Raw genomic sequence first — 19,158 nt, 5'->3', positions numbered from 1 at the left:
GATCTCGAAGTAAGCTTGCCTTCCAATTGGTCCACAGAACATCATTTGTTGCCTTAATGTCGGCAACCGTTAAACAATACAGAGCATCGAGTCTGGCTTTAGTGCCTATCGCTTTAGCAAGATTCTTTACTTCCGAAGGGTCATATATATCTAACCGTTGGGAGGATAAGGATAACAATAGATGGTTTTTAACTAACCAGGTTATCACCTTAGCTTGCGAAGGTTTTAGTTCATGAAATTTAGAAAATTGCAACGCGTCGACAGCCCCCAATTCACTGTGGTCACCGCCGCGTCCTTTGCCTAAATCATGGAACAAGGCGGCTAACAGCAATACCTCTTTATTCTCTATCGCTTTGTAAACGGCACTAGGTTGTGCAAGAGAGGGTGAATCAGGTTTACCACTGAATGAATATAAGTTTTTTAGTAACTTATGAGTATGCTCGTCTACGGGATAAACATGGTATAAGTCGAATTGCATCTGACCCACAATTTCGCGCCACTGGGGAAGATAGGAGGCTAAGATCCCATGCTTGTGCATTAATGATAGCGCGAGCCCCATGCCTTGAGGATGACGAAATAGCGAGATGAACTCTTTGCGGCAGCTATGAAAATCTTGCAGATCACCCAGTAATCGTCGCCTGACCTGACGTATTAATCGAATCGTCTGCGGGGTAATACCGTCAATATCGTTGGCGTTTTCTGCTATATGAATAAACAGAGCGATAAGCTGCTTGCGATCGACAAATACATCATCATGGCGAGCATTGATCAGTCGACCATTGATTTCGAAGTGTTGATTTAACGGGGTAGATTTCTTGTCTGTTTGCTCCAGAATTTCATCTTTAAAATACTGTAATAGCATTTGATTAAGTTCGCTAATCCGCCTCATTGCCCGATATAACTGGCGCATCATTTTTTCGATAGCCAGGTGACTATTGTCTCCAAAGCCCATCAGCCTGGCCACATCACTTTGCAAAGAAATAAGTAATCGATTTTGTGATCGCTGAGCTGCGGCGTGTAATGCCCAACGTGCACGCCAGATAAAATGTTGTGACTCTAATAGTTCTGCATATTCATCGCTAGTAAAGAAGCCGAACCGTCTTAACGCCGCCATATCCTCAGCAGCGAAATACTTACGGGTTACCCATATCAGGGTTTGGATATCACGCATACCACCTGGGCTATTTTTTAGGTTGGGTTCTAGGCTAAAAGCACTGCCTTGCGCCTTTAGATGACGCTCATCTTGCTCACTGACCTTGGCTTTAAAGAAGCCTTCACTGCTCCAGAGATCATCGCCATATAGTCTGTCTAAGACCTGATTAGCGTGGTACTCAGGACCCGATAAATGGCGAATTTCAAATAGTGAGGTAGCTATGGTAATGTCTTCTTTACACGCTGTATCTATGTCAGTCAGTGCTCGAACACTATGGCCTATCTCTAGACCTAGATCCCATAGTTGGGTAAAAAAAAGGCCAATCTGGGTGCTTTGATGAGGACTAAGCTCTTCGGGAAATAACACACAAATATCAATGTCAGAGTGTAAGTGTAACGTTTGGCGGCCATAGCCACCGATGGCATTGAGAGATAGGTTTTCGGTAGCGAGTTTGGCACATTCCCAGAGATGGAGCAGCAAGGCATCAAAAAAATCAGCGCGCAACTTTACTATCTCGTCGATAGCAACGTGGGTAAAGTTTTCATTGAGGTAGTTATCAGCATCTTGGATTACTTTTTTATAATCGGTAATGCTCATTTTTGAACTGAATTGAGGTGATATATCAGAATCTGACATGCTTCTCCTGTGCCTGTTTACAGTGAGTACAATTTGGTTTTTTGACTTTTTTATACCAATTAAACCGTTCTGCAATGGCCTTGAAATGAGCAAATAGGGTAGATGATCTAAGTGAAAATTACAAATCGATAACAGCGATATTAACCTTCAGCCAGTATAGTTTCCCGAAGCGAAACCAGCCATGGCTATAATTTATTTTTGTGAACTCTACACCTGAGTTGCAGCGCACACTTGCACGAAGAATCTGCCATTAGTCATCTTGACTCACGAGTGACTACTGGAGTTATCAATAAAGCCTAGTGCTCACCCATACTCTGGATATACAAGCTACAAGCAAAAGATCTAGCTTAATTTGCTCCCCCCCCCCTTTATTGATGCATGTTTCCAATAAAAGGGGCTGTGCATAAGATACCAATTGATACCTTTGTTTGCATTAAGCGCCAATATTACCAATCACTTAAGACATTGTAATACTTGGTAAAATGTGTTGAGTGATCTTGCTTAGACTGTGATAATGTTATTTTTTCAGGTATTGCAAATGCATTTCAATAATAAGATCGGGCTTCCCGTAACCTTCATTTATCTCTGCCTCTCCAATGCTGTAAATGCACAGCCCATTCGCCACATTGCAGACCCTCTTAATTTAACCACAAGCTTAGGGGCGGGTTTCGACGCCGATGTACTAAAAGTCGCTGGCCGCTATGGCTGGGAAAATCAGAAAGTTGAATTAAACACCAACTTTGGCGGAGATAAATGGAATTTGTCTTATCTCTATTCGCCTCAAAGCACATTAAGTAACTGGAATGTGAACGCTGAAATTAACCATGGGAAAACGGATACGGAAATCGGCCGCTTTAACCATTACCAATATCAAGTCGGCATTATTAGCGAATTTAATGGTTGGATGGATACCGCCGTATTTACTGAATTAGGAGCAAATTACCTGAATGTAAAAAATTACTCCAGTAGTGACAGTATTACCGCAAATGCCAGTGCGACGATTCTCAAGCCCTGGAGTGATAGGTGGTACAACACTTTGGTTGTGCAGGGCAGCGTGGCTATTGATGGCAGTGAACGTTATGAAACCTATGCCTTGCTATCACTTGGGTATCGTGTGAGCGAACGCTGGTCCTGGGAGATCAGATACCGTTATGAATCTAATAAATACGAGACTTATAATGAAGAGGAGACTAATTGGGGTTTCGCCATGCAATCTAAATTTTGAATGTAATCAATGAATAACAATATAATAGAGGTCATAAATAACGCTGTACTTGCATGTTGAACCTGGTGAGACAACTGGCGCACTTAGATCACTTAAATCACTTAAAGTGAAAATAGGGGGAATGAGTGATCTAAACTGCCGAAATATACAGCTTCATCAGACTCAGCCCCCAGGTTCTAGAACTTAATGCTCAGTGCTTATACTGGGACAGCTAGATGTGCGTTCGCGACTTTTGTTTCTACAAACTGCAATAACTCTTCGCTTGTTAGTTCACCTAAGCCTAACGAAGCTAACGTTCTGCCTTCTTTATAAAAATCTCTCGCTAAAATACCACCACTCATCTCGATCAAACGATCACACTCAGGCGTATTTATACCTAATTTATCACCTAATGATGATAATAAAACCAAGCCCATAGGCACATCCTCAGTTATGTATCTATTGTCGAAACTGTCAGGTCCTGGAGGGGATGATATTTTATAGCTTTCAAAAACTTCTCTAGGGTCTTGATTAATATCTTGTTCATTTCTGAATAAACAGGCTTCTAAATAAGGAATGGGTTCACATCCTAGCGCACTTAACACCGCCATTTTTTCCGCGTCCAACTTCTCTATCATTTGCCATGCCATTTCAGTCGAAAGAGCATCCCTATACATATATGGAACTTCATCAGGATGATGCTTGGCACAATACTCAAGCATTGGATACATAACATACTGCCCCACCGTATGAACTATGATATTGGGGTTATGCAGTGCCGATTCGAATATATGTTTTCGAACGCTGCTCATTTCTATGTTGTAGGCAGGGAACAAACGGGATGCGATGGCCATTCCTTCAGCAGTTCTTGAGGCGGGAAAAAATGACAGCGAATTTCTGACATTTTTAAATAAGACTTTCACAGTACCTGGTTCAACCACTCTAGCGTCATTAGGGGTAGATTCCCCTTCTGCAAATATTGGACTATTATCGCAAAATTGATTATAGAAGATACTGCCTGCATAGCCAGGTATCAAGATAACCAACTGATCATCCTGAAAATACTTTGCAATTCTTTCAGCCAAAGCCCTGTGGTATGTGGTTTGAATGAAAATCATGACTACATCTGCCCCCTCAATCGCTTCTTTAGGGTCTCGGGTAATCAATTCCAATGGTTGAAAGGTTTTTTCGGCATCATCGGCACTATCGGTAAAATGGCCTTTTTTAGTGTTATCTATGCAGTATATTCCCTTATTTCTGCTCATAGCTTCGAAGTGGTCATCATGAGTAATACGATTCGAAGTCTTTAATAGTCTTACTTTATGTCCTGCTTCTGCAGCCATAAACGCACAAGCGGAACCAGCATTGCCAGCTCCAATTATGGTGATTATCATTTTTTCTCCATTAAAATATACAAATATTAAAATTAATTAGAAAGTTATAAATATCACCGCTTTGACAGTGTAACACTGCGAAAATCGAATAACCAAAACACCAGTAGTTATTCTTATACTTTCTTACTCCGAGAAAGCAATAATTTCTATCAGACTAGATCCTGTAATTCAGGTGTCGTTATCACAATGCAACTTTCAATATTTGTATGCATTGTGAGGGCGCGGCGAAAAATATTCTGTGTTGCGTAGAAATCCTACTCACAGCTAACTGTAGAAAGCTGTATAAAGTTAAAAGCCAAATTAGTAATTACTAATACTTAATACTTAATACTTAATAATTAATAATTACTAATACTTAATAATTAGTACAGAAAAAACATACCATTTGTAGGGTTTTATTCTTGCTACGGCTATTTTTACATCAGATAAAACAGCGAATTGTATACGATTCGCCTAGTAACTTCTGCCTATAGTTATTAAGTAAACAGTTACTTAAATAAATTTTTATCCTCAAGCTCAACTGTGAACTTACTGCCCAACTTGATATATCTCAATCTCCTGCGTGGTTGCTATTTCTTATATGGACGATGAATTAAATCTAACCATTACTTATTCATAGCCTAAACTGATTGTTTACCTCAGATTTATCTTTGCTTTGGATAAATCAACTTTCATTTAAGGCCAGCTTTATCTCTTTGGTATCGAGCCCAAATATTCTTTTATTACCAATGACAATAACAGGATATCCATTTACACCTAATTTTTTATAAAGTTCAAATGCATACCCATCTTTTTCTGGATTGCGTTCTTTATAGGTAATACCTTCTTCAATAAAAAACTCACGAGTTCTTGAACATACAGGACACCAATCTGTACCATACATAATTACTTTCTCATCTGTACTTTCGAAGTGCTGAGTATAATCACCAACAAGTACTAGCTTAGGCTCAGTAAACTCCTTATATCCAAGCATGACTCCATAACCTGAAAATACCCCGATGAAAATCAACAAGGTATACACAACAACATCTTTAAACATCCGCCCACTTACAGTTGACATAAAAAACCTCTCAAAATGCAACTTTACGACAAACTACCTCAATATAGAAACTTAAACAACTATGACAAAACTTAATAATTCAATGGGCAGCACTTTAGGCTTAGCGAGAAAGTATAATATTAATCCATTAGCACTATTGACTCTCTGCAGATTATAACATTATATTAACTACCCCCTATTAAACATCAGGGGGGAATATAATACAAAAAACAAATTCAAACCCCCAACTAAATACTTAGGTCTATTATGAAAACTAAAATTTTAATGCTCTCTTTTGCTCTATCTATTGGTTTATCCGCTGGTGCATCAGCAATATCACCGTGTTTAGCTAAATACATGGCGTGTGTAGAGCGTGATGATGGTTTAAATGAAAGAGCTTGTGAGGCTGCCTACAAGCGATGTGCTGGAATCTAGAATTGTAGGAGGTCTATTATTTAATATTAGACCTCCTATACAGCAGAAATGAAACATTAAACAGTAGATATCTAACATACTACTTGTTTATGTTTTCGGTTGAAGAAATAAACACATTACCATACCGAATAAAAATAACATTATTAATTAGAATAATAACTTCTTCAGCATCCATTATAATGTTGTTGCACCTCTTTCATTTTCTGCATATGCAAATATATGTGACAAGTTTCCAGATTGCCCAGTCGGACCACAATGTTAGTGTCAGTGTCAGTGTCAGTGTCAGTGTCAGTGTCAGTGTCACGTAATCAAATAGATTATTTATAAAATGTGAAGTAAAACTTCACATTTAAAACCAACATTAAACAATGAAAGACATACAGACAATATATGGAACAATCCATTTAAAACCCACTAGCTTACATGTTGATTATTTAAAAATAAGAATAGTTATATTTAAGAACCTGTTAATGCACCCAGAATATTAGCAATAGCATTTTGTTTTCATTTAGTATGATACAGTGCAAGTGGACCTCTAACTTAGATCCACTTGCACTGTAGAGAGTTAATATAATTTAATTGGAGCTATTTTTAATGACTCATCTAAATCGTCATTTATTTCTATATAGTTTTTACCTTCCATATCATAGATGGACTTCTTATCCGTGAGGATATTTTCACCAGTCCAAAACTCAATAGGATTAAATAATCCGTAGTCGGCAACGGTAGTAACGGCATACACAGGAGCCATCAGTATTGTTAGGCTACCTCTGGCATAACGATTATCCACAGCATCCATATTAAATTCCATTGTTGCCTTGGTTACTGCCATTTGACCGGCACAACCCGATAACAACACTGACAGTATGACTGTAGATAAAACTTTGATTTTCATTAACAAACTCCACATTTAAAGATAAAGCGCAAGCCTAATGGAACCTCAGCTATTATCAATACTTATATTATTTATCGCCTTATTATTTTGTTATTTGAATGTGATCACAACAAAGCTATACCTATGAGACTTAATTACCACAGTAAAATTAACAATAAATAAAAACACAAACCAACAGGCACACTTAAAATCAAAAAAACAACTTAATACCGGTGAAATCATCACACTCAGGACACATGTAAAACAAATATTATTTAAAACCACATTTAAAAACAATATTAGCTAACTTTATGTAACTGTCGATATTCAGCGGATAATCAGGACATTATCGGCGACTCTCTTCGTGTTATTGATATCATAAAAATACTCACCCATAGGTGACAGCCACATCGGCAAGTATTAACACAGTAATAGAGGCAAGCCAGTTCATAACAAAACAGATAAATGCGATGACATCTAATACTGAAGCGGTCAACATAGCGACTTCCTCGAAGACTTTGGCAATAACCCCAGCGCCTCGATCATGGCAAGCTTTCCATAACCTGAATATGACATAGAAGCGAGACAGACGTTAATTATCAAGGATATATCGAGTTGTCTTTAGGTTATAAACCTTCATCATATCCCACTCACGGATAAACTAGCTCAGTGTTAACTGGTGTCACCAATGAGGGGAAGCGTCATGCATCCTCTTCATGCATATAGTCTTCAATCCGTGTCATTTGTTCGGCTAATTCATCATCCTTAGTGACGAGGCGATAACTGCCATGTGCCATCTTCTCGAGACAGATGCTGTCTCCGGCACCAAGATGGAGCCGTTCTACCACCTCTTGTGGTAGCTCCAGCCCTAAGCCTTTACCCACATTTTTAATTTTGAGTACTGTCATAGTCACTACCTATTCATTTTATCTATCATTAATAAAGCGTCATATTAAAACAAACCTATTAATGTAAATTATAGTCGTTCGGCATAGAAGTGAGACAGGGTCGAGACCCGCTTATCTTTTCTTGTCAGGCCCACATTAAGCCTATCAGTCATATTTATGAAGTGCAGCCTGATGGACACCAAGATACAAATAGGCAGACAATACATCCATATCACAATGTCACCATTGAACTCAGCCACTATGCTTGTTGTGTGGTAAAAACCTTAACAGAAGAAAAAATAACTGCCACCGATCTTATTTTTCTCCATAAAAAAAACAAGATCTTGCCCTTACCCTCGGCAGAGGTAAACCGTGTCTTGTTAAGCACGAAACTGTGATGATAGTTGAGACACTAGCCAGTTTGGCAGCGTCACGCATGCTGAGCATAGGAAATACCCTGCAGGCTTGGCAAAATGTCACGTATGCGGGTCATAGATAATGCCGCCACGTCCGCTCCCAACTTCACCGCGGCTACAGCCTGATTTTCGCCCTTGCCCCCGGCCACTATTTAGTACTGTTTAGCTTGAATAGTCTGCCCACCCTTAGGCGCGGCGCCGACTTGCATTAGGAGATCTACATTGATACTGCCCAATACGGATAATTTGGCCATCTGAGTCTCTCTTTACTTAGTTGGATAGCTGGCGCTTACACGGCGGCGCAGTAAGATCCGAATAATAGGCTAAGGTGATCTCATCTCACGGATCTGGTTCAAAACGGTGAAATAACCGCGTAAATGCTTGCGCAAACGATTGCCTGGTCTAATACACCTGAATTCGTATATCCAGACCAAAAATAAGATCAAAATCACGCGATTAAAATTGTTAGATATTTTCAAAATATGAACTATTTTAAAACATCAGTATGGGAGAGTTTCAACTTATGTATCAAAGCAGAAAGTTAACACAAGAGTCAGGGCTTTATCCGATATCCCATGAAGATGAGTGACAAGTCCGAGTGTCGATTTTCATAGTGGAAATCTTCATGGTGAGCGGGAAACATTTTTTGGTATGCGAGCGGCAGATATCTTTACCCCCAAAAGCAAGAGTGAGCGATCCGTTTTGAACTGTGAGTTAATCATCATCTATGGCGATTAGGCATTATGATTTACCATATAACGCAGATAAGTTGATGGATAACGTATCGAGTAAACTAATTCCAGTCCCACTCATCAAAGAAAGTATATGAACATCATTTAATTCTAAATCTTAATTAGGTCAAGGGGCAGAGAGGAGCTCAATATGAGCCGTCTGTTGAATACCGAGTGTCGACTCAGGGGCTGTGACAGCCCCGTCGGAGTCTAGGTACATTATCAAGCAGACGCTAAAGGCTCAAGCCCCTTGCCCTTAGATCTCACTAGGCCGCGGAGCTGGTAAACTCATCGAAAGCGATATCCTCCTCGGCTACTCCCTTGTCATTTAATAATTTGATGGTGTCATTCATCAGCCCGCTGGGGCCACATAAATAAAACTCAGGCCGCCCCTGCTCGGTAATATTATCCCAGTTTAACGCCAGCACATGTTGAGCGTAGCCCGTTGCGCCGAGCCAGTCTTCGTCCGGTTGAGAAAGCACGGGGTAGTAATGAAAATGAGCGTGTTTCTTGGCCAGATTATAGAAATAATCCACATAGATGACGTCATTTTCGTTACGGGCACCGTAGAGGAAATGCAGTGGCCGTGGTGTTTTGCTCTCATCTGAGCTGAGTAAGAACAGTTGCTCTTCGATCAAGGCTTTGAGGGGTGCCATTCCCGAACCGGCACCGACTAAGACCAAGGGTTTATCGCTGCTATCCTTAGCGTAAAACTCTTCGAACGGACCAATGGCCTCTATGGTGTCACCGGCACTGAGATTACAAAGATAGTTTGACGCTATGCCCGGACGCATGGATGCTTCGCTGGCGTGTTGCATCTTGATGACAAAAACCAGCTCATTAGTCGCCTCGTCAATGCCCGCAAGCGAATAACTTCGAGAACAATCACCGTGTTGATATTGGGTGTCTGGCACATCTTGCCAACTTGGCTGATACGCAGTAGGCAGATCTTGTGGAATAGAGCCCCCCTTAGCTGCTGGGATAAAAAAGCGCATAAAGGCACCGGCCCGATAACGAATGGGGACCTTAGCCTGTGCCTTGAAGCGTAGCTCCTTGATGAAGGGACTAAGGTAAGTCGACCGGATCAACTGCAGTTTATATTTTTTCGCATCCGTGATATCCATTAGGGTCATCTGCTCAACATCATCACTGAAGTGCTGACAGGCCAAGCGATAACCTTGTTCCAATTCGTGTTCATTAAAATGCAGTTTATCGGCAGAAGTGTAATTCACCTTCTGGTTTATCATGATACGACAGCGACCACAGGTACCACCCCCGCCACAAGTCGAGGGCAAGATGATGTCATGTCCCACCAAGGCATCCAATAAGTTTTCATGGGTGGAAATCGTGACCTTCCCCAGGCTCTTTTGATTTCTGTCGAAGAGCTTAACTGTCTTCTTTCGAGCAAATATTTTCAGACTATACTGACCCCGAACGGCCAAATCGATCGTCCATATCAAGCCTGTAATACAGAGGAATAAGGTCAAGAAGGCAAACACTATCATTTGCACATTATTAAAACTGCCTTCGTTGGTATAGTCCATAAAATGTAACATTAATAAGAAATCAGCCAGGCGTTTATCGTCATCGATGTGGCCGACTACACGCCCCGAACCCGACTCTATATAGACACTGGTATCGAGATCGTCGTCGAAATTAACTTGCCATACGGGATTTTTTTGTTTAGGAAAATCTTCGACATGGCCGGATATGAATGTCGTCGATATCACAGAGCCTGGACCGGTATACGATAGAACCGCCAGTCTTTGGGCAAAGTCCGAGCCCATATCCACCAAATCGCCGCTAACGGCATCGATGAGTGAGTATTTATTGACAAAGTTCGCGTATAAACCACGTTGATGATTTAGCAGGTAATAGGGATCCCCGGCTAACTGGATTAAGGCCAGAGAGGTACTTGTAGCCTCTTGCTGTAACACGATTTGAGGCTCTCGAAGGCTAAATTTTTCCCATGCCAGGCTGACTGTGTGATGGCTTCTATAGGTATGACCCGAAGCTTTAGTATGGTCCATGAAATTAAAATACATGCCACTGCCAAGCCAGATCAAGAATTGAACACCGACGATGACAGAGGTCCACTTATGGATTTTTCTGACTAAAATCATTAGGCAGCCCCTTCTAGATTATTATTTTTATTGGCGGTAGGCGGTGTCAGGTCTGCTGCTTCTTTACGGAACACGCGGAAATAAACCAGCACTAGGCCGAAGATGGACGACAAAATGCCCAGGAGGGTAAACCAGAACAATAGGCTGTTATCAATTTCCCCCTTGTCATAATCCATCACATGAAAGCGGAACATCCAATCGAATAAGCGCCAAAAGTCATGCCGTTTCCCCATCAGTAAGCCCGTCTCTGCCGACACATAAATAGTGGGGGAACCAAAATCGGTAAAGTTTACCTGCCATGCAGGCAGCGCCGCCGGATTAAGATCGAAGGGTGCATGTTCACTGAACAGCTCGCTACTATCAATATCTCCTGTGCCAGTATAATAATATTGCGCAGCGTGCTCGGCTTGCTCACGGCTCAGAGAAGGAATAATTTGACCATTTGATGCATCTATTAATACTTTTTTATCGGTCAATTTGAAGCGGTAGACATGCTTATCCAAATATCTACCCAGCTTGATATCTGCGGCGCCTGGATGCTGTTGCAATAATGTTTGTAACGGATATTTGATTTCTTGTGGGTCAATTTTATCTTGTGCATTGTTGACGAGTGTATCGCCATGGATGTAATCAATATTGATAAATACCATATAGGCACCAGTGAATGACCAGATAACAAATTGCATGCCAATAAATGCCATCAGCCACTTATGGTATTTTCTGCTGGTTTTAAGCAGACTCATCGAATCTCTCATTGCCTTACCTCTATTGTTAGAACATCACACAGTTACACCGGCTAACGTTGTGATGCTGGGCTATGCTGCCAGTTAAAAATGTTACTATTAATACTTTAGTTTTAACGCGTTAGTCTCAGTACTTTATATTCAAGGAAACAGCTAAGGCCCTATGGTAGGTAACCATAGGGCCTAGGCGGTTTCGTTTAACCTAGCTTAGAATTGATACACGGCGCGCAAGAACCCGCGGCGGCCGACCAGATCGTAGGTCATAACATCGGTATTAGCATCATTCCATGATGTCAGGTAAGGCGCTTTCTTATCGAAGATATTGTCGACTCCCAGAGTGAAGCGAAGTGCCTCACTGTAGTAGTAAGAGGCCGATACGTCGGAATAGGTTACCGCATCTACCGACTTACCTAAGGGGTCATTATCACTACCATTCACATCATCCGCAGCGCCGATATAACGTAATGAGTAGGTCGCAGACCAATCATCAGTCATCACGCTATAACTTAAGTTACCACGCCACTCGGTGTAGCTACCTTGATCTTCGGTGATATAGCCAACCTTATCGATAGTCTCCTCACCCGAAAATGGTGTGCTCTCATGAGTCAGTAAGTGGGTGATATCCAGGTTTGCGCTGCTATCTAGACCAAACAGGGTGAAGGTATAGGCGGTATTGAAGTCAATACCACTGACCTTTTCAACGGCGGCATTGACCGGACGCTGATTGAGTTCATCGACCTGATTTGTCACAGGATGCCTGCTGAAGGTATCGCAGAATTTGGCATTAGCCACAGGATTTTCATAACATAGCTTGAGCGTGTCTGAGCCATTGACCGAAGTGATGGCATCTTCGATTTCGATGTTAAAATAATCGACCGTCGCAGATAAGCCTTCCACGTAACTTGGTTGCCAGACCAGACCTAAGGTTGTGGTGTCTGCCGTCTCGGCTCCCAGCTCAGGATTGCCACCCACACTGGTTAAAATTGTGGTCCCATCTTGCTCGAAATTGGCTGGTACACCATCGGCGAGACAATTGGTCGCTATGTTTCCCGTGGCATTCTCACAAGGATCTATGGTGCGTAAGTTCTCTCCGTTGGTACCACCGAACAGCTCAGTGATCACTGGCGCACGAAACGCCGTAGAGACCACACCACGGACCATTAGCTCATCATTGACCTTCCAGGTGAGTCCCAATTTATAGGTAGTTTCAGCCCCGACAGTGCTGTAATCCGAATAACGCGCCGCCAGTTCCAAAGCGACACTCTCAGCCAGATACACATCGCTTATCAAAGGCACCGAGAGTTCGGCGAAGACTTCATTCACATCGTAACTGCCGCTGATGGCATCTTCCAAGCCATTATTCAATACGGTGGAATCTGGATTTCTCCAGCCTTTCTCGCTGCGATTCTCAGCACCGATAGCGAAACCAAGCTCACCGGCTGGCATGTCTAATAAGTAACCATTCAAGCTCGCCGAAAAAACACGCATCTCATTGCCGCCGGTGCCTTCGCGGCGATATTTCACATAATCGATGACATCTTGACTCAGCTCATCTTTACCGAACCAGTCACCACAGGGAATACCATTGCTATTATCATAGGTACAGATGCTATCGTTCAGTGTCTGGGCAGCCTTGTCAGGATCTATGTCGAAGGTCCAGCCATCGGTGCCTGTGTTACGACCGTAGTTATATGAAATGTCCCATTCCCAGCCATTGTCCAAAAATCCCTGCAGACCCGTGACGACTCTGAAGGTATTGGTTTCCTGGAAGAAGAAAGGCGCTCCTAATTCTGTGTTACGACGCTTCTGAAACTCTACGTCTTGTCCCGTAGGGTTATACTTAAAATCAGCATCGACTTTTATCCCCTTAAAACCATTACGCGGCGTGACGATCTGCTCGCCGCGGCGGTTAGAGTAACTGGCCTCAACGTATAACTGTAATGAGTCATTGATGTTGTAGTTGGTAAAGTTAGACAGGTTAATTCTTTCCATCGGGCTGACGGCATTGAGGTAGGGGATCCATTCGAAACTGTGAATCGATGCATCGTAGTCGCCGTAGTTGTTACCGTTTGCATCCGTATCGGGATCTTGGTTGAACTGCACCTGGCTCCCATCGGCCAACAGCGCACGTCCGCCTTCGCTGGTGCTACTGCCGAAACATTCGAATGTCCCTTGCTTAGTACCATATTTTGCACAATCGATACGATCAGACTGGCGGATTGCCGAGGTCTTGCTATAGCTTATATTGAATACCGAATTACCCTTATCGAACTCCCCACCTATGGTGAGACTGATATCATGGTTTTCACCATCCCCTTTATCCGTCATCCCCACCTTGACATCCAACTCGGCGCCATCAAATTCTTTTTTGGTGATGATGTTCACCACACCGGCAACCGCGTCGGCGCCATAGATAGCCGAAGCGCCATCTTTTAACACTTCGATGCGCTCAATCATAGATGTGGGGATCATGTTTAAATCCACAGAGCTGTTTGCTCCTGTGCCACCACCAACGACTCGACGACCGTTTAACAACACCAGAGTACGTTTAATTCCTAGTCCGCGTAAGTTGACCTGAGCAGTACCGTAACCACCGCTGGTCCAGTATGCATTAGTGGCGTTACCGGCGCTGCCGGCGGAGAAAGACATTCTCTGCAGTAAATTTTCTATGTTGGTTATACCGGATGCACTAATGTCCGCCGCTGTGATAATAGACACAGGACTTGCCGCTTCCATATCCGTGCGTTTAATTTTCGAACCCGTGACTTGAATGCGCTCAACCGCTTGGCTCTCTTGTGCTGATGCATATTGTGTCGGCAAGATCACACCCGATATGAGCAATGCGGTGAAAATACGACTGGGGCGGAAATGTGTAGCTTTCATTGTTTATTCTCCAGTGTTGCAGGGCATCCGATTCATGCCGGAATTTATTAGTATGTGCTTAAATCGTCGAAATACTATGCAGGACTATACCGGTATATACAACATAAAAAGTTAATTATTTTGACTATTTATGTTGCTAAGGCTAGAGGGGGCGGACTTGTTATTGATTGGTATGAATTTTTACTCACTCGGCTCCCCATCGGCTTAGAAGCATGTTTTGTATGCATTATGACGACAAACGAGTTTAAAATTGACACCTTATTTTTGTGGTATATACTGCTGGTGTTATAGAAATGTTTAGCGTTAAGGTTTGAATAGTAAGTGAAATAGGATGGAACCTTGGCTTGGTCTATATTATGAACGCCAAATGTTTTAGCCTTGTTTGGCATATACACTAAGCACTTCGATAGTTCAGTTAAGTGCTAGCACCGGGTAATAATAAGATTAAATGAAACTACCTAAATATCGATTCATCTCAAATGAGATCAAAGATAATATCAGCTCGAACCTGTGGCAAGTCGGCTATCAGATCCCTTCAGAGACGGAATTAGCCAACCAGTTTTCTGCCAGTCGCATGACTGCCAGAAAAGCCGTGGATGAGCTGGTTAACTTAGGTGTGCTAGAACGTGTGCCTAGTGTGGGCACCTTCGTAAAAGAGCCCGTGTCACAAAGCTCATTGCTTGAGATCCGCAATATCGCCGATGAAATATCCTCACGGGGTCATGTGCATAAAATGACGGTTCTGAGTAAACTCACCCTGATCCCCAAAGATAACAGTGACTTTTCCCGCTCGCTCAATAGCAGCACAGTGTTTAAGATTGTCATGGTGCATTGGGAGAATGAATTGCCGATCCAACTAGAGGAAAGGTATGTGAGTGCCGCACAAATCCCGCTTTTTTTACAACAAGATTTTAGCAAGGTAACCGCCAGCGAATATCTCAGTTCTATTACCCCAGTGACCGAAGCAGAAATAACCGTCGAAGCCGTCATGCCGACTAAAATCTTAATCCATCACCTGCAGTTGGATGATAATACCCCCTGCCTGAAAGTCACACGCATCACACATTCCTATGGCAAGCCTGTTTGTTATGCTGTGTTATACCATCCGGCAGACAGGTTTAAGCTGACGAGCCATTTGGATTTGGCTCAATAGAAGATCGACACTCGGATAACGCCTTGGTGGCCACACTAGCCAACGGCTCGGCTTAGGTCAGAAATATAAGGATTTATCCGCTCTCCCGTGAAGAGCACTGACAAGTCCAGGGTACTATTTTCAGAGTGGAAAGCATCATGGCTAGAGTCGCGACATTAGTGCAACAACGGCAAGACTCGCTCCATCTGCTGACGAACAAGCTTGCCGATACTGATATGGAATGGTATTACGTTAGCTTATCTTGGCTGGATCATCAGAGGTGCGAAGTGTGCCCTGGCATTACCGACCGCACCATAATGATTGGTGTAGGTCTCACCCTCTTGTAAGGTGTAATACACATCCACAAAGTCATCATCATTGGTGAACCAGGCATCGGGCATCGCACTAAGGATCCCATTAGTGATCTTGGCTATGATGGCAAATCCCTGAACTTCAGGATCCGGATAGGCCTTCAAAATTTCCTCGGCAGCAAGCAGAAGTGCGGTCGCAATATCTTTATAGTTAGTGCCATCATCATGCTCCATCAAGACAAGATCGGCGGCTGCCCAACGGTAGCGCTCCCAATGAATGACGATCTGATTGGGATAATATTCGGTGTCTGAATAATCGAGATAAGGCATCTCTATGATATCCAATACCGGCTCATCACGGCTTGGATTAACCCCGGTCACTATGCCATAGATCTCGGCTTTACCCGATATCCAGGGTTCCTCATCATCTTGCACGCTGATCTGCTTGATGACTGTGGTCGATATGGGCTGTTCCGCGGCAGTAAAGGCACTCAGCTGACGCTTAGCCCTCTTGAGCTGGCTGGCAGAATCTATGCTCGATGAAAATATGCCTTGCATCACAGCCAGGCCTTCACGCATGGCCTGTTGCTTGTCTAACCCAATCACAATCACGGGTCTTTGTGGAAGCTGATAAACATCTAATAGGTGAATATTACCGTCTACATCATAAGCCTCGATGTTAGCCCAGTGCTTATCATCACCATCAGGCTCAAAGGCAAATAACGGCGACTCACCTTGCTGCCAATCACTGAGCATGCTGACGTCGGCCAGACGAAATTGAATCAGACTGGGAACCTGAGATTCAGTATCAGTATATAACCCTTTCGCAGCACGGATACCCAACTCATTTTGACGTAATGCCCTAGTGTCGCTGCCACTGGATTGGTACGCTAAATTAGCATCCATAGCCAGGTTATATTGGTTAATATTCGATTGCATCACGGGTAACACTCGCGCGTATTGGCGACTGAGATCCAGTGCTATCTCACGTTTAGCACTCGATACACTGATACTGTATTGTGATGCCTGCTGTATGGATTTTACAGGCTCGGCGAAACTAAGCGATGAGATAGCGCAAGCCAGAGGTACCGTCATCATAAGCAAGGCTAAAGTCATTTTTTTCATATTTATATCCTTATTGAATATTACTCATTTATACTGCTTCAGTTCGGTCCTAGAAAACATATGAACATATACAACAAGACATGTAAATAACAATAACAATAGTTATCAATATTATTAACATTAACTCTATTAAGAATTTAATCTAAATTGAAGAAATAACTTGAATAACTGATGTTTTAATATGGGAAAGCGACGGTATTCGATCAGATATAAAAAAATAATTTACATTTTGTTTTTCGTGGGCGAATAAAATTTCTGTTTTTATTTAATCTAGCTTGGCCATATGACTGTTATCATTGACGCCACTGGATTTAATTTAATTTATTACGCAAATACTATGATGATTAATACTATTAATAATCAGCCTGACAATGACCCGCTACATCATAAAACCCTTACCCATTTCCTTGCAATATTAGGCCTCAGCCAGAATGCTATTGAGCGAGATCGGGCACAATTTAAAACCATAAATGTGAATGCTGGCGAAGTATTATTGTTACAGGAGGAAGAGCAAAAATATGCTTATTTTATTGTATCCGGTATTTTAACAGCTTGTCATTATGGCGACTCAGGCAGTATCTTGTCGAAAGAGTTCTATTTCGAACATGAGTTATGTTTCCTATATTGTTCATGGTTGACTCAGGCTCCAGCGAAGTACCAGATTGAATCGATAGAAGATACGCGGCTAATTCGAGTCCCACTTGAGCTACTATCTCAAGCCGACTGGCAGTTAGCCAAGATAGCCTTACTCAGCCAGCAACTCATTTACAAAGAGGAAAAAGAAGCATTCTTCCTCCTGAACACACCCGAACAGCGTTATCTTTTCCTGGTAGAAAACAGGCCTCTTTGGGTGAATAAACTCAATAATATTCAACTCGCTAGCTATATTGGCATCACCCCGGTGAGTCTTTCACGTTTAAAAGCAAGGCTATAGAACTGTTAATGAATAATCAGACGACATTTAAAATACTGTGAGAGTGGTGATGTGAATGGAGATAAAAATGAATAAGGATAAGTAAAAGTCATCACAATTAACCTAGGTTAATTCATTGCCTGCCGTTTATCACTATCCTTGGCCTATCTCAGCTTAGTTTGTTAACTAAGCATTTCGTTAGTTAGGTTGTTCTATGTCTGCATTTGCAATATCTCAAGGCTTGATCGCTATCGCGATCATTTTTGATCTCATTTCATTCCAATTCAAACAGAAACAAAAAATCGTTGCTTGCTTATGCGTATCTGGCGTTCTAATCAGTAGCCATTTTTATCTGCTCGAGCAGTGGACCGCAAGCATGCTAATGCTGCTTGCTTCGATCAGATATCTGGTCAGCATTTTTAGCCACTCGAAATGTTGGATGATCTTGTTTCTAGCCGCAAGTACCCTCATTACCCTAGCAACATACAGTGGGCCCTTGAGCTTAATCAGTTTTGCAGCCAGTGCCTGCCAAACTTGGGCAGCATTTTGTCCAAGCGATCAAAGGTTAAGACAACTTATGTTGTTAGGCACCAGCATCTGGCTGCTCAATAACGCCATGATAGGCTCTCCCACAGCGGTACTGATGGAGCTGCTATTTATCGGCAGTAACTTACTGGGCTATTACCGATATTACGGCTTCACATTATCCATCGAAAAAAATCTATAGATAATGGTCGACTATTTTCTGTATCACGTCAGGCATTATAGGCTTGTTGACGTAATCGTTAGCGCCGAGTTTCAGCGCAAAATCACGATCTGAGCTCTCGACTAAGCCGCTGATAACAACCACAGGTATATTGGCTAATGATGAGTCCGATTGAAGGAATTTAAGCACCTGGTAGCCATTCACCTCTGGCATGGTGATATCCAGGAAGATAAGATCTGGGAGTGATAAATTTAAGATCTCTATGCCACCACGGCCTGAGTTGGCAGTAGTGACTTGATAATCATCGCCTAACATTGCCAGTAACAGCCCGGTACAAACAGGATCATCATCAATTATCAAAATTTTAGCTCTTTGCATCTAGCCCTCTCAGATCTAATTGTTATGTAACCATTGTAACCAATTTGTAACAAAATGACAGCTGTATAGTTAATA

Annotated in this window: 15 protein-coding genes; 5 read left to right on the top strand and 10 right to left on the bottom strand. The window is 42.3% G+C overall.

What is annotated here, in order from left to right; genetic code table 11:
- Nucleotides 1-1,789, bottom strand: a 1,789-nt coding sequence (gene glnD / locus HRU42_RS03265) for a [protein-PII] uridylyltransferase (RefSeq protein WP_295028914.1), incomplete at its 3' end; no start/stop codon positions are given.
- A 514-nt stretch (nt 1,790-2,303) separates the two neighbouring features.
- Between glnD and HRU42_RS03260 the strand changes: the two genes are divergently transcribed.
- Entirely contained in the window at nt 2,304-3,014 is a 711-nt protein-coding gene (locus tag HRU42_RS03260) for a hypothetical protein (protein ID WP_295028913.1), read from the top strand.
- A 197-nt stretch (nt 3,015-3,211) separates the two neighbouring features.
- Here HRU42_RS03260 and HRU42_RS03255 read toward each other — a convergent pair whose 3' ends face one another.
- Complete coding sequence (locus HRU42_RS03255; RefSeq protein ID WP_295028912.1) at nt 3,212-4,387, bottom strand: NAD/NADP-dependent octopine/nopaline dehydrogenase family protein; 1,176 nt, start codon at nt 4,385-4,387, stop codon at nt 3,212-3,214.
- A gap of 664 nt (nt 4,388-5,051) precedes the next feature.
- Complete coding sequence (locus HRU42_RS03250; protein ID WP_295028911.1) at nt 5,052-5,447, bottom strand: glutaredoxin family protein; 396 nt, start codon at nt 5,445-5,447, stop codon at nt 5,052-5,054.
- A gap of 246 nt (nt 5,448-5,693) precedes the next feature.
- On the opposite strand from HRU42_RS03250, the gene HRU42_RS03245 reads away from it, so the two are divergent.
- Entirely contained in the window at nt 5,694-5,861 is a 168-nt protein-coding gene (locus tag HRU42_RS03245) for a hypothetical protein (protein ID WP_295028910.1), read from the top strand.
- Nucleotides 5,862-6,426: 565 nt separating this feature from the next.
- Here HRU42_RS03245 and HRU42_RS03240 read toward each other — a convergent pair.
- The 5 genes from HRU42_RS03240 to HRU42_RS03220 form a co-directional block, all read right to left on the bottom strand.
- Nucleotides 6,427-6,756, bottom strand: a complete 330-nt coding sequence (locus tag HRU42_RS03240) for a DUF3332 family protein (protein ID WP_295028909.1) — start codon at nt 6,754-6,756, stop codon at nt 6,427-6,429.
- A gap of 680 nt (nt 6,757-7,436) precedes the next feature.
- Nucleotides 7,437-7,643: a hypothetical protein gene (locus HRU42_RS03235; RefSeq protein WP_295028908.1), complete on the bottom strand. Its 207-nt coding sequence runs from the start codon at nt 7,641-7,643 to the stop codon at nt 7,437-7,439.
- Between the two features lie 1,392 nt (nt 7,644-9,035).
- Nucleotides 9,036-10,892, bottom strand: coding sequence for a 2Fe-2S iron-sulfur cluster-binding protein (locus HRU42_RS03230; RefSeq protein ID WP_295028907.1), 1,857 nt, complete (start codon nt 10,890-10,892; stop codon nt 9,036-9,038).
- Nucleotides 10,892-11,647, bottom strand: a complete 756-nt coding sequence (locus tag HRU42_RS03225) for a PepSY domain-containing protein (protein ID WP_295028906.1) — start codon at nt 11,645-11,647, stop codon at nt 10,892-10,894. The genes HRU42_RS03230 and HRU42_RS03225 overlap by 1 nt, the downstream gene beginning before the upstream one ends.
- A gap of 195 nt (nt 11,648-11,842) precedes the next feature.
- Nucleotides 11,843-14,518 (bottom strand): TonB-dependent receptor, encoded by a 2,676-nt coding sequence (locus HRU42_RS03220; RefSeq protein WP_295028905.1) that lies wholly within the window; start codon nt 14,516-14,518, stop codon nt 11,843-11,845.
- 448 nt (nt 14,519-14,966) lie between these two features.
- Here HRU42_RS03220 and HRU42_RS03215 point away from each other — a divergent pair, with 448 nt between their 5' ends.
- Entirely contained in the window at nt 14,967-15,671 is a 705-nt protein-coding gene (locus HRU42_RS03215; RefSeq protein WP_295028904.1) for a UTRA domain-containing protein, read from the top strand.
- 236 nt (nt 15,672-15,907) lie between these two features.
- On the opposite strand, the gene HRU42_RS03210 is transcribed toward HRU42_RS03215, so the two are convergent.
- Complete coding sequence (locus tag HRU42_RS03210; protein WP_295028903.1) at nt 15,908-17,086, bottom strand: DUF3103 family protein; 1,179 nt, start codon at nt 17,084-17,086, stop codon at nt 15,908-15,910.
- Between the two features lie 337 nt (nt 17,087-17,423).
- Here HRU42_RS03210 and HRU42_RS03205 point away from each other — a divergent pair, with 337 nt between their 5' ends.
- Complete coding sequence (locus tag HRU42_RS03205) at nt 17,424-18,020, top strand: Crp/Fnr family transcriptional regulator (protein ID WP_295028902.1); 597 nt, start codon at nt 17,424-17,426, stop codon at nt 18,018-18,020.
- A gap of 193 nt (nt 18,021-18,213) precedes the next feature.
- Nucleotides 18,214-18,726, top strand: a complete 513-nt coding sequence (locus HRU42_RS03200; RefSeq protein WP_295028901.1) for a YgjV family protein — start codon at nt 18,214-18,216, stop codon at nt 18,724-18,726.
- On the opposite strand, the gene HRU42_RS03195 is transcribed toward HRU42_RS03200, so the two are convergent.
- A complete protein-coding gene (locus HRU42_RS03195) occupies nt 18,721-19,083 on the bottom strand; it encodes a response regulator (protein WP_295028900.1) in 363 nt (120 codons plus the stop codon). The two genes, HRU42_RS03200 and HRU42_RS03195, sit on opposite strands and share 6 nt — an antisense overlap.
- Nucleotides 19,084-19,158 lie beyond the last annotated feature (75 nt).

The organism is Shewanella sp., assembly GCF_013214165.1.
GTDB lineage: Bacteria > Pseudomonadota > Gammaproteobacteria > Enterobacterales > Shewanellaceae > Shewanella.
Note: the sequence above shows the minus strand (reverse complement) of the source record. Positions and strands in the feature narration are given on the sequence as shown.

Bases quoted from the DNA above. Each gene is read 5' to 3' on its own strand.
- HRU42_RS03260 (WP_295028913.1), top strand. From the start codon at position 2,304: ATGTTATTTTTTCAGGTATTGCAAATGCATTTCAATAATAAGATCGGG.
- HRU42_RS03255 (WP_295028912.1), bottom strand. From the start codon at position 4,387: ATGATAATCACCATAATTGGAGCTGGCAATGCTGGTTCCGCTTGTGCG.
- HRU42_RS03250 (WP_295028911.1), bottom strand. From the start codon at position 5,447: ATGTCAACTGTAAGTGGGCGGATGTTTAAAGATGTTGTTGTGTATACC.
- HRU42_RS03245 (WP_295028910.1), top strand. From the start codon at position 5,694: ATGAAAACTAAAATTTTAATGCTCTCTTTTGCTCTATCTATTGGTTTA.
- HRU42_RS03240 (WP_295028909.1), bottom strand. From the start codon at position 6,756: ATGAAAATCAAAGTTTTATCTACAGTCATACTGTCAGTGTTGTTATCG.
- HRU42_RS03235 (WP_295028908.1), bottom strand. From the start codon at position 7,643: ATGACAGTACTCAAAATTAAAAATGTGGGTAAAGGCTTAGGGCTGGAG.
- HRU42_RS03230 (WP_295028907.1), bottom strand. From the start codon at position 10,892: ATGATTTTAGTCAGAAAAATCCATAAGTGGACCTCTGTCATCGTCGGT.
- HRU42_RS03225 (WP_295028906.1), bottom strand. From the start codon at position 11,647: ATGAGAGATTCGATGAGTCTGCTTAAAACCAGCAGAAAATACCATAAG.
- HRU42_RS03220 (WP_295028905.1), bottom strand. From the start codon at position 14,518: ATGAAAGCTACACATTTCCGCCCCAGTCGTATTTTCACCGCATTGCTC.
- HRU42_RS03215 (WP_295028904.1), top strand. From the start codon at position 14,967: ATGAAACTACCTAAATATCGATTCATCTCAAATGAGATCAAAGATAAT.
- HRU42_RS03210 (WP_295028903.1), bottom strand. From the start codon at position 17,086: ATGAAAAAAATGACTTTAGCCTTGCTTATGATGACGGTACCTCTGGCT.
- HRU42_RS03205 (WP_295028902.1), top strand. From the start codon at position 17,424: ATGATGATTAATACTATTAATAATCAGCCTGACAATGACCCGCTACAT.
- HRU42_RS03200 (WP_295028901.1), top strand. From the start codon at position 18,214: ATGTCTGCATTTGCAATATCTCAAGGCTTGATCGCTATCGCGATCATT.
- HRU42_RS03195 (WP_295028900.1), bottom strand. From the start codon at position 19,083: ATGCAAAGAGCTAAAATTTTGATAATTGATGATGATCCTGTTTGTACC.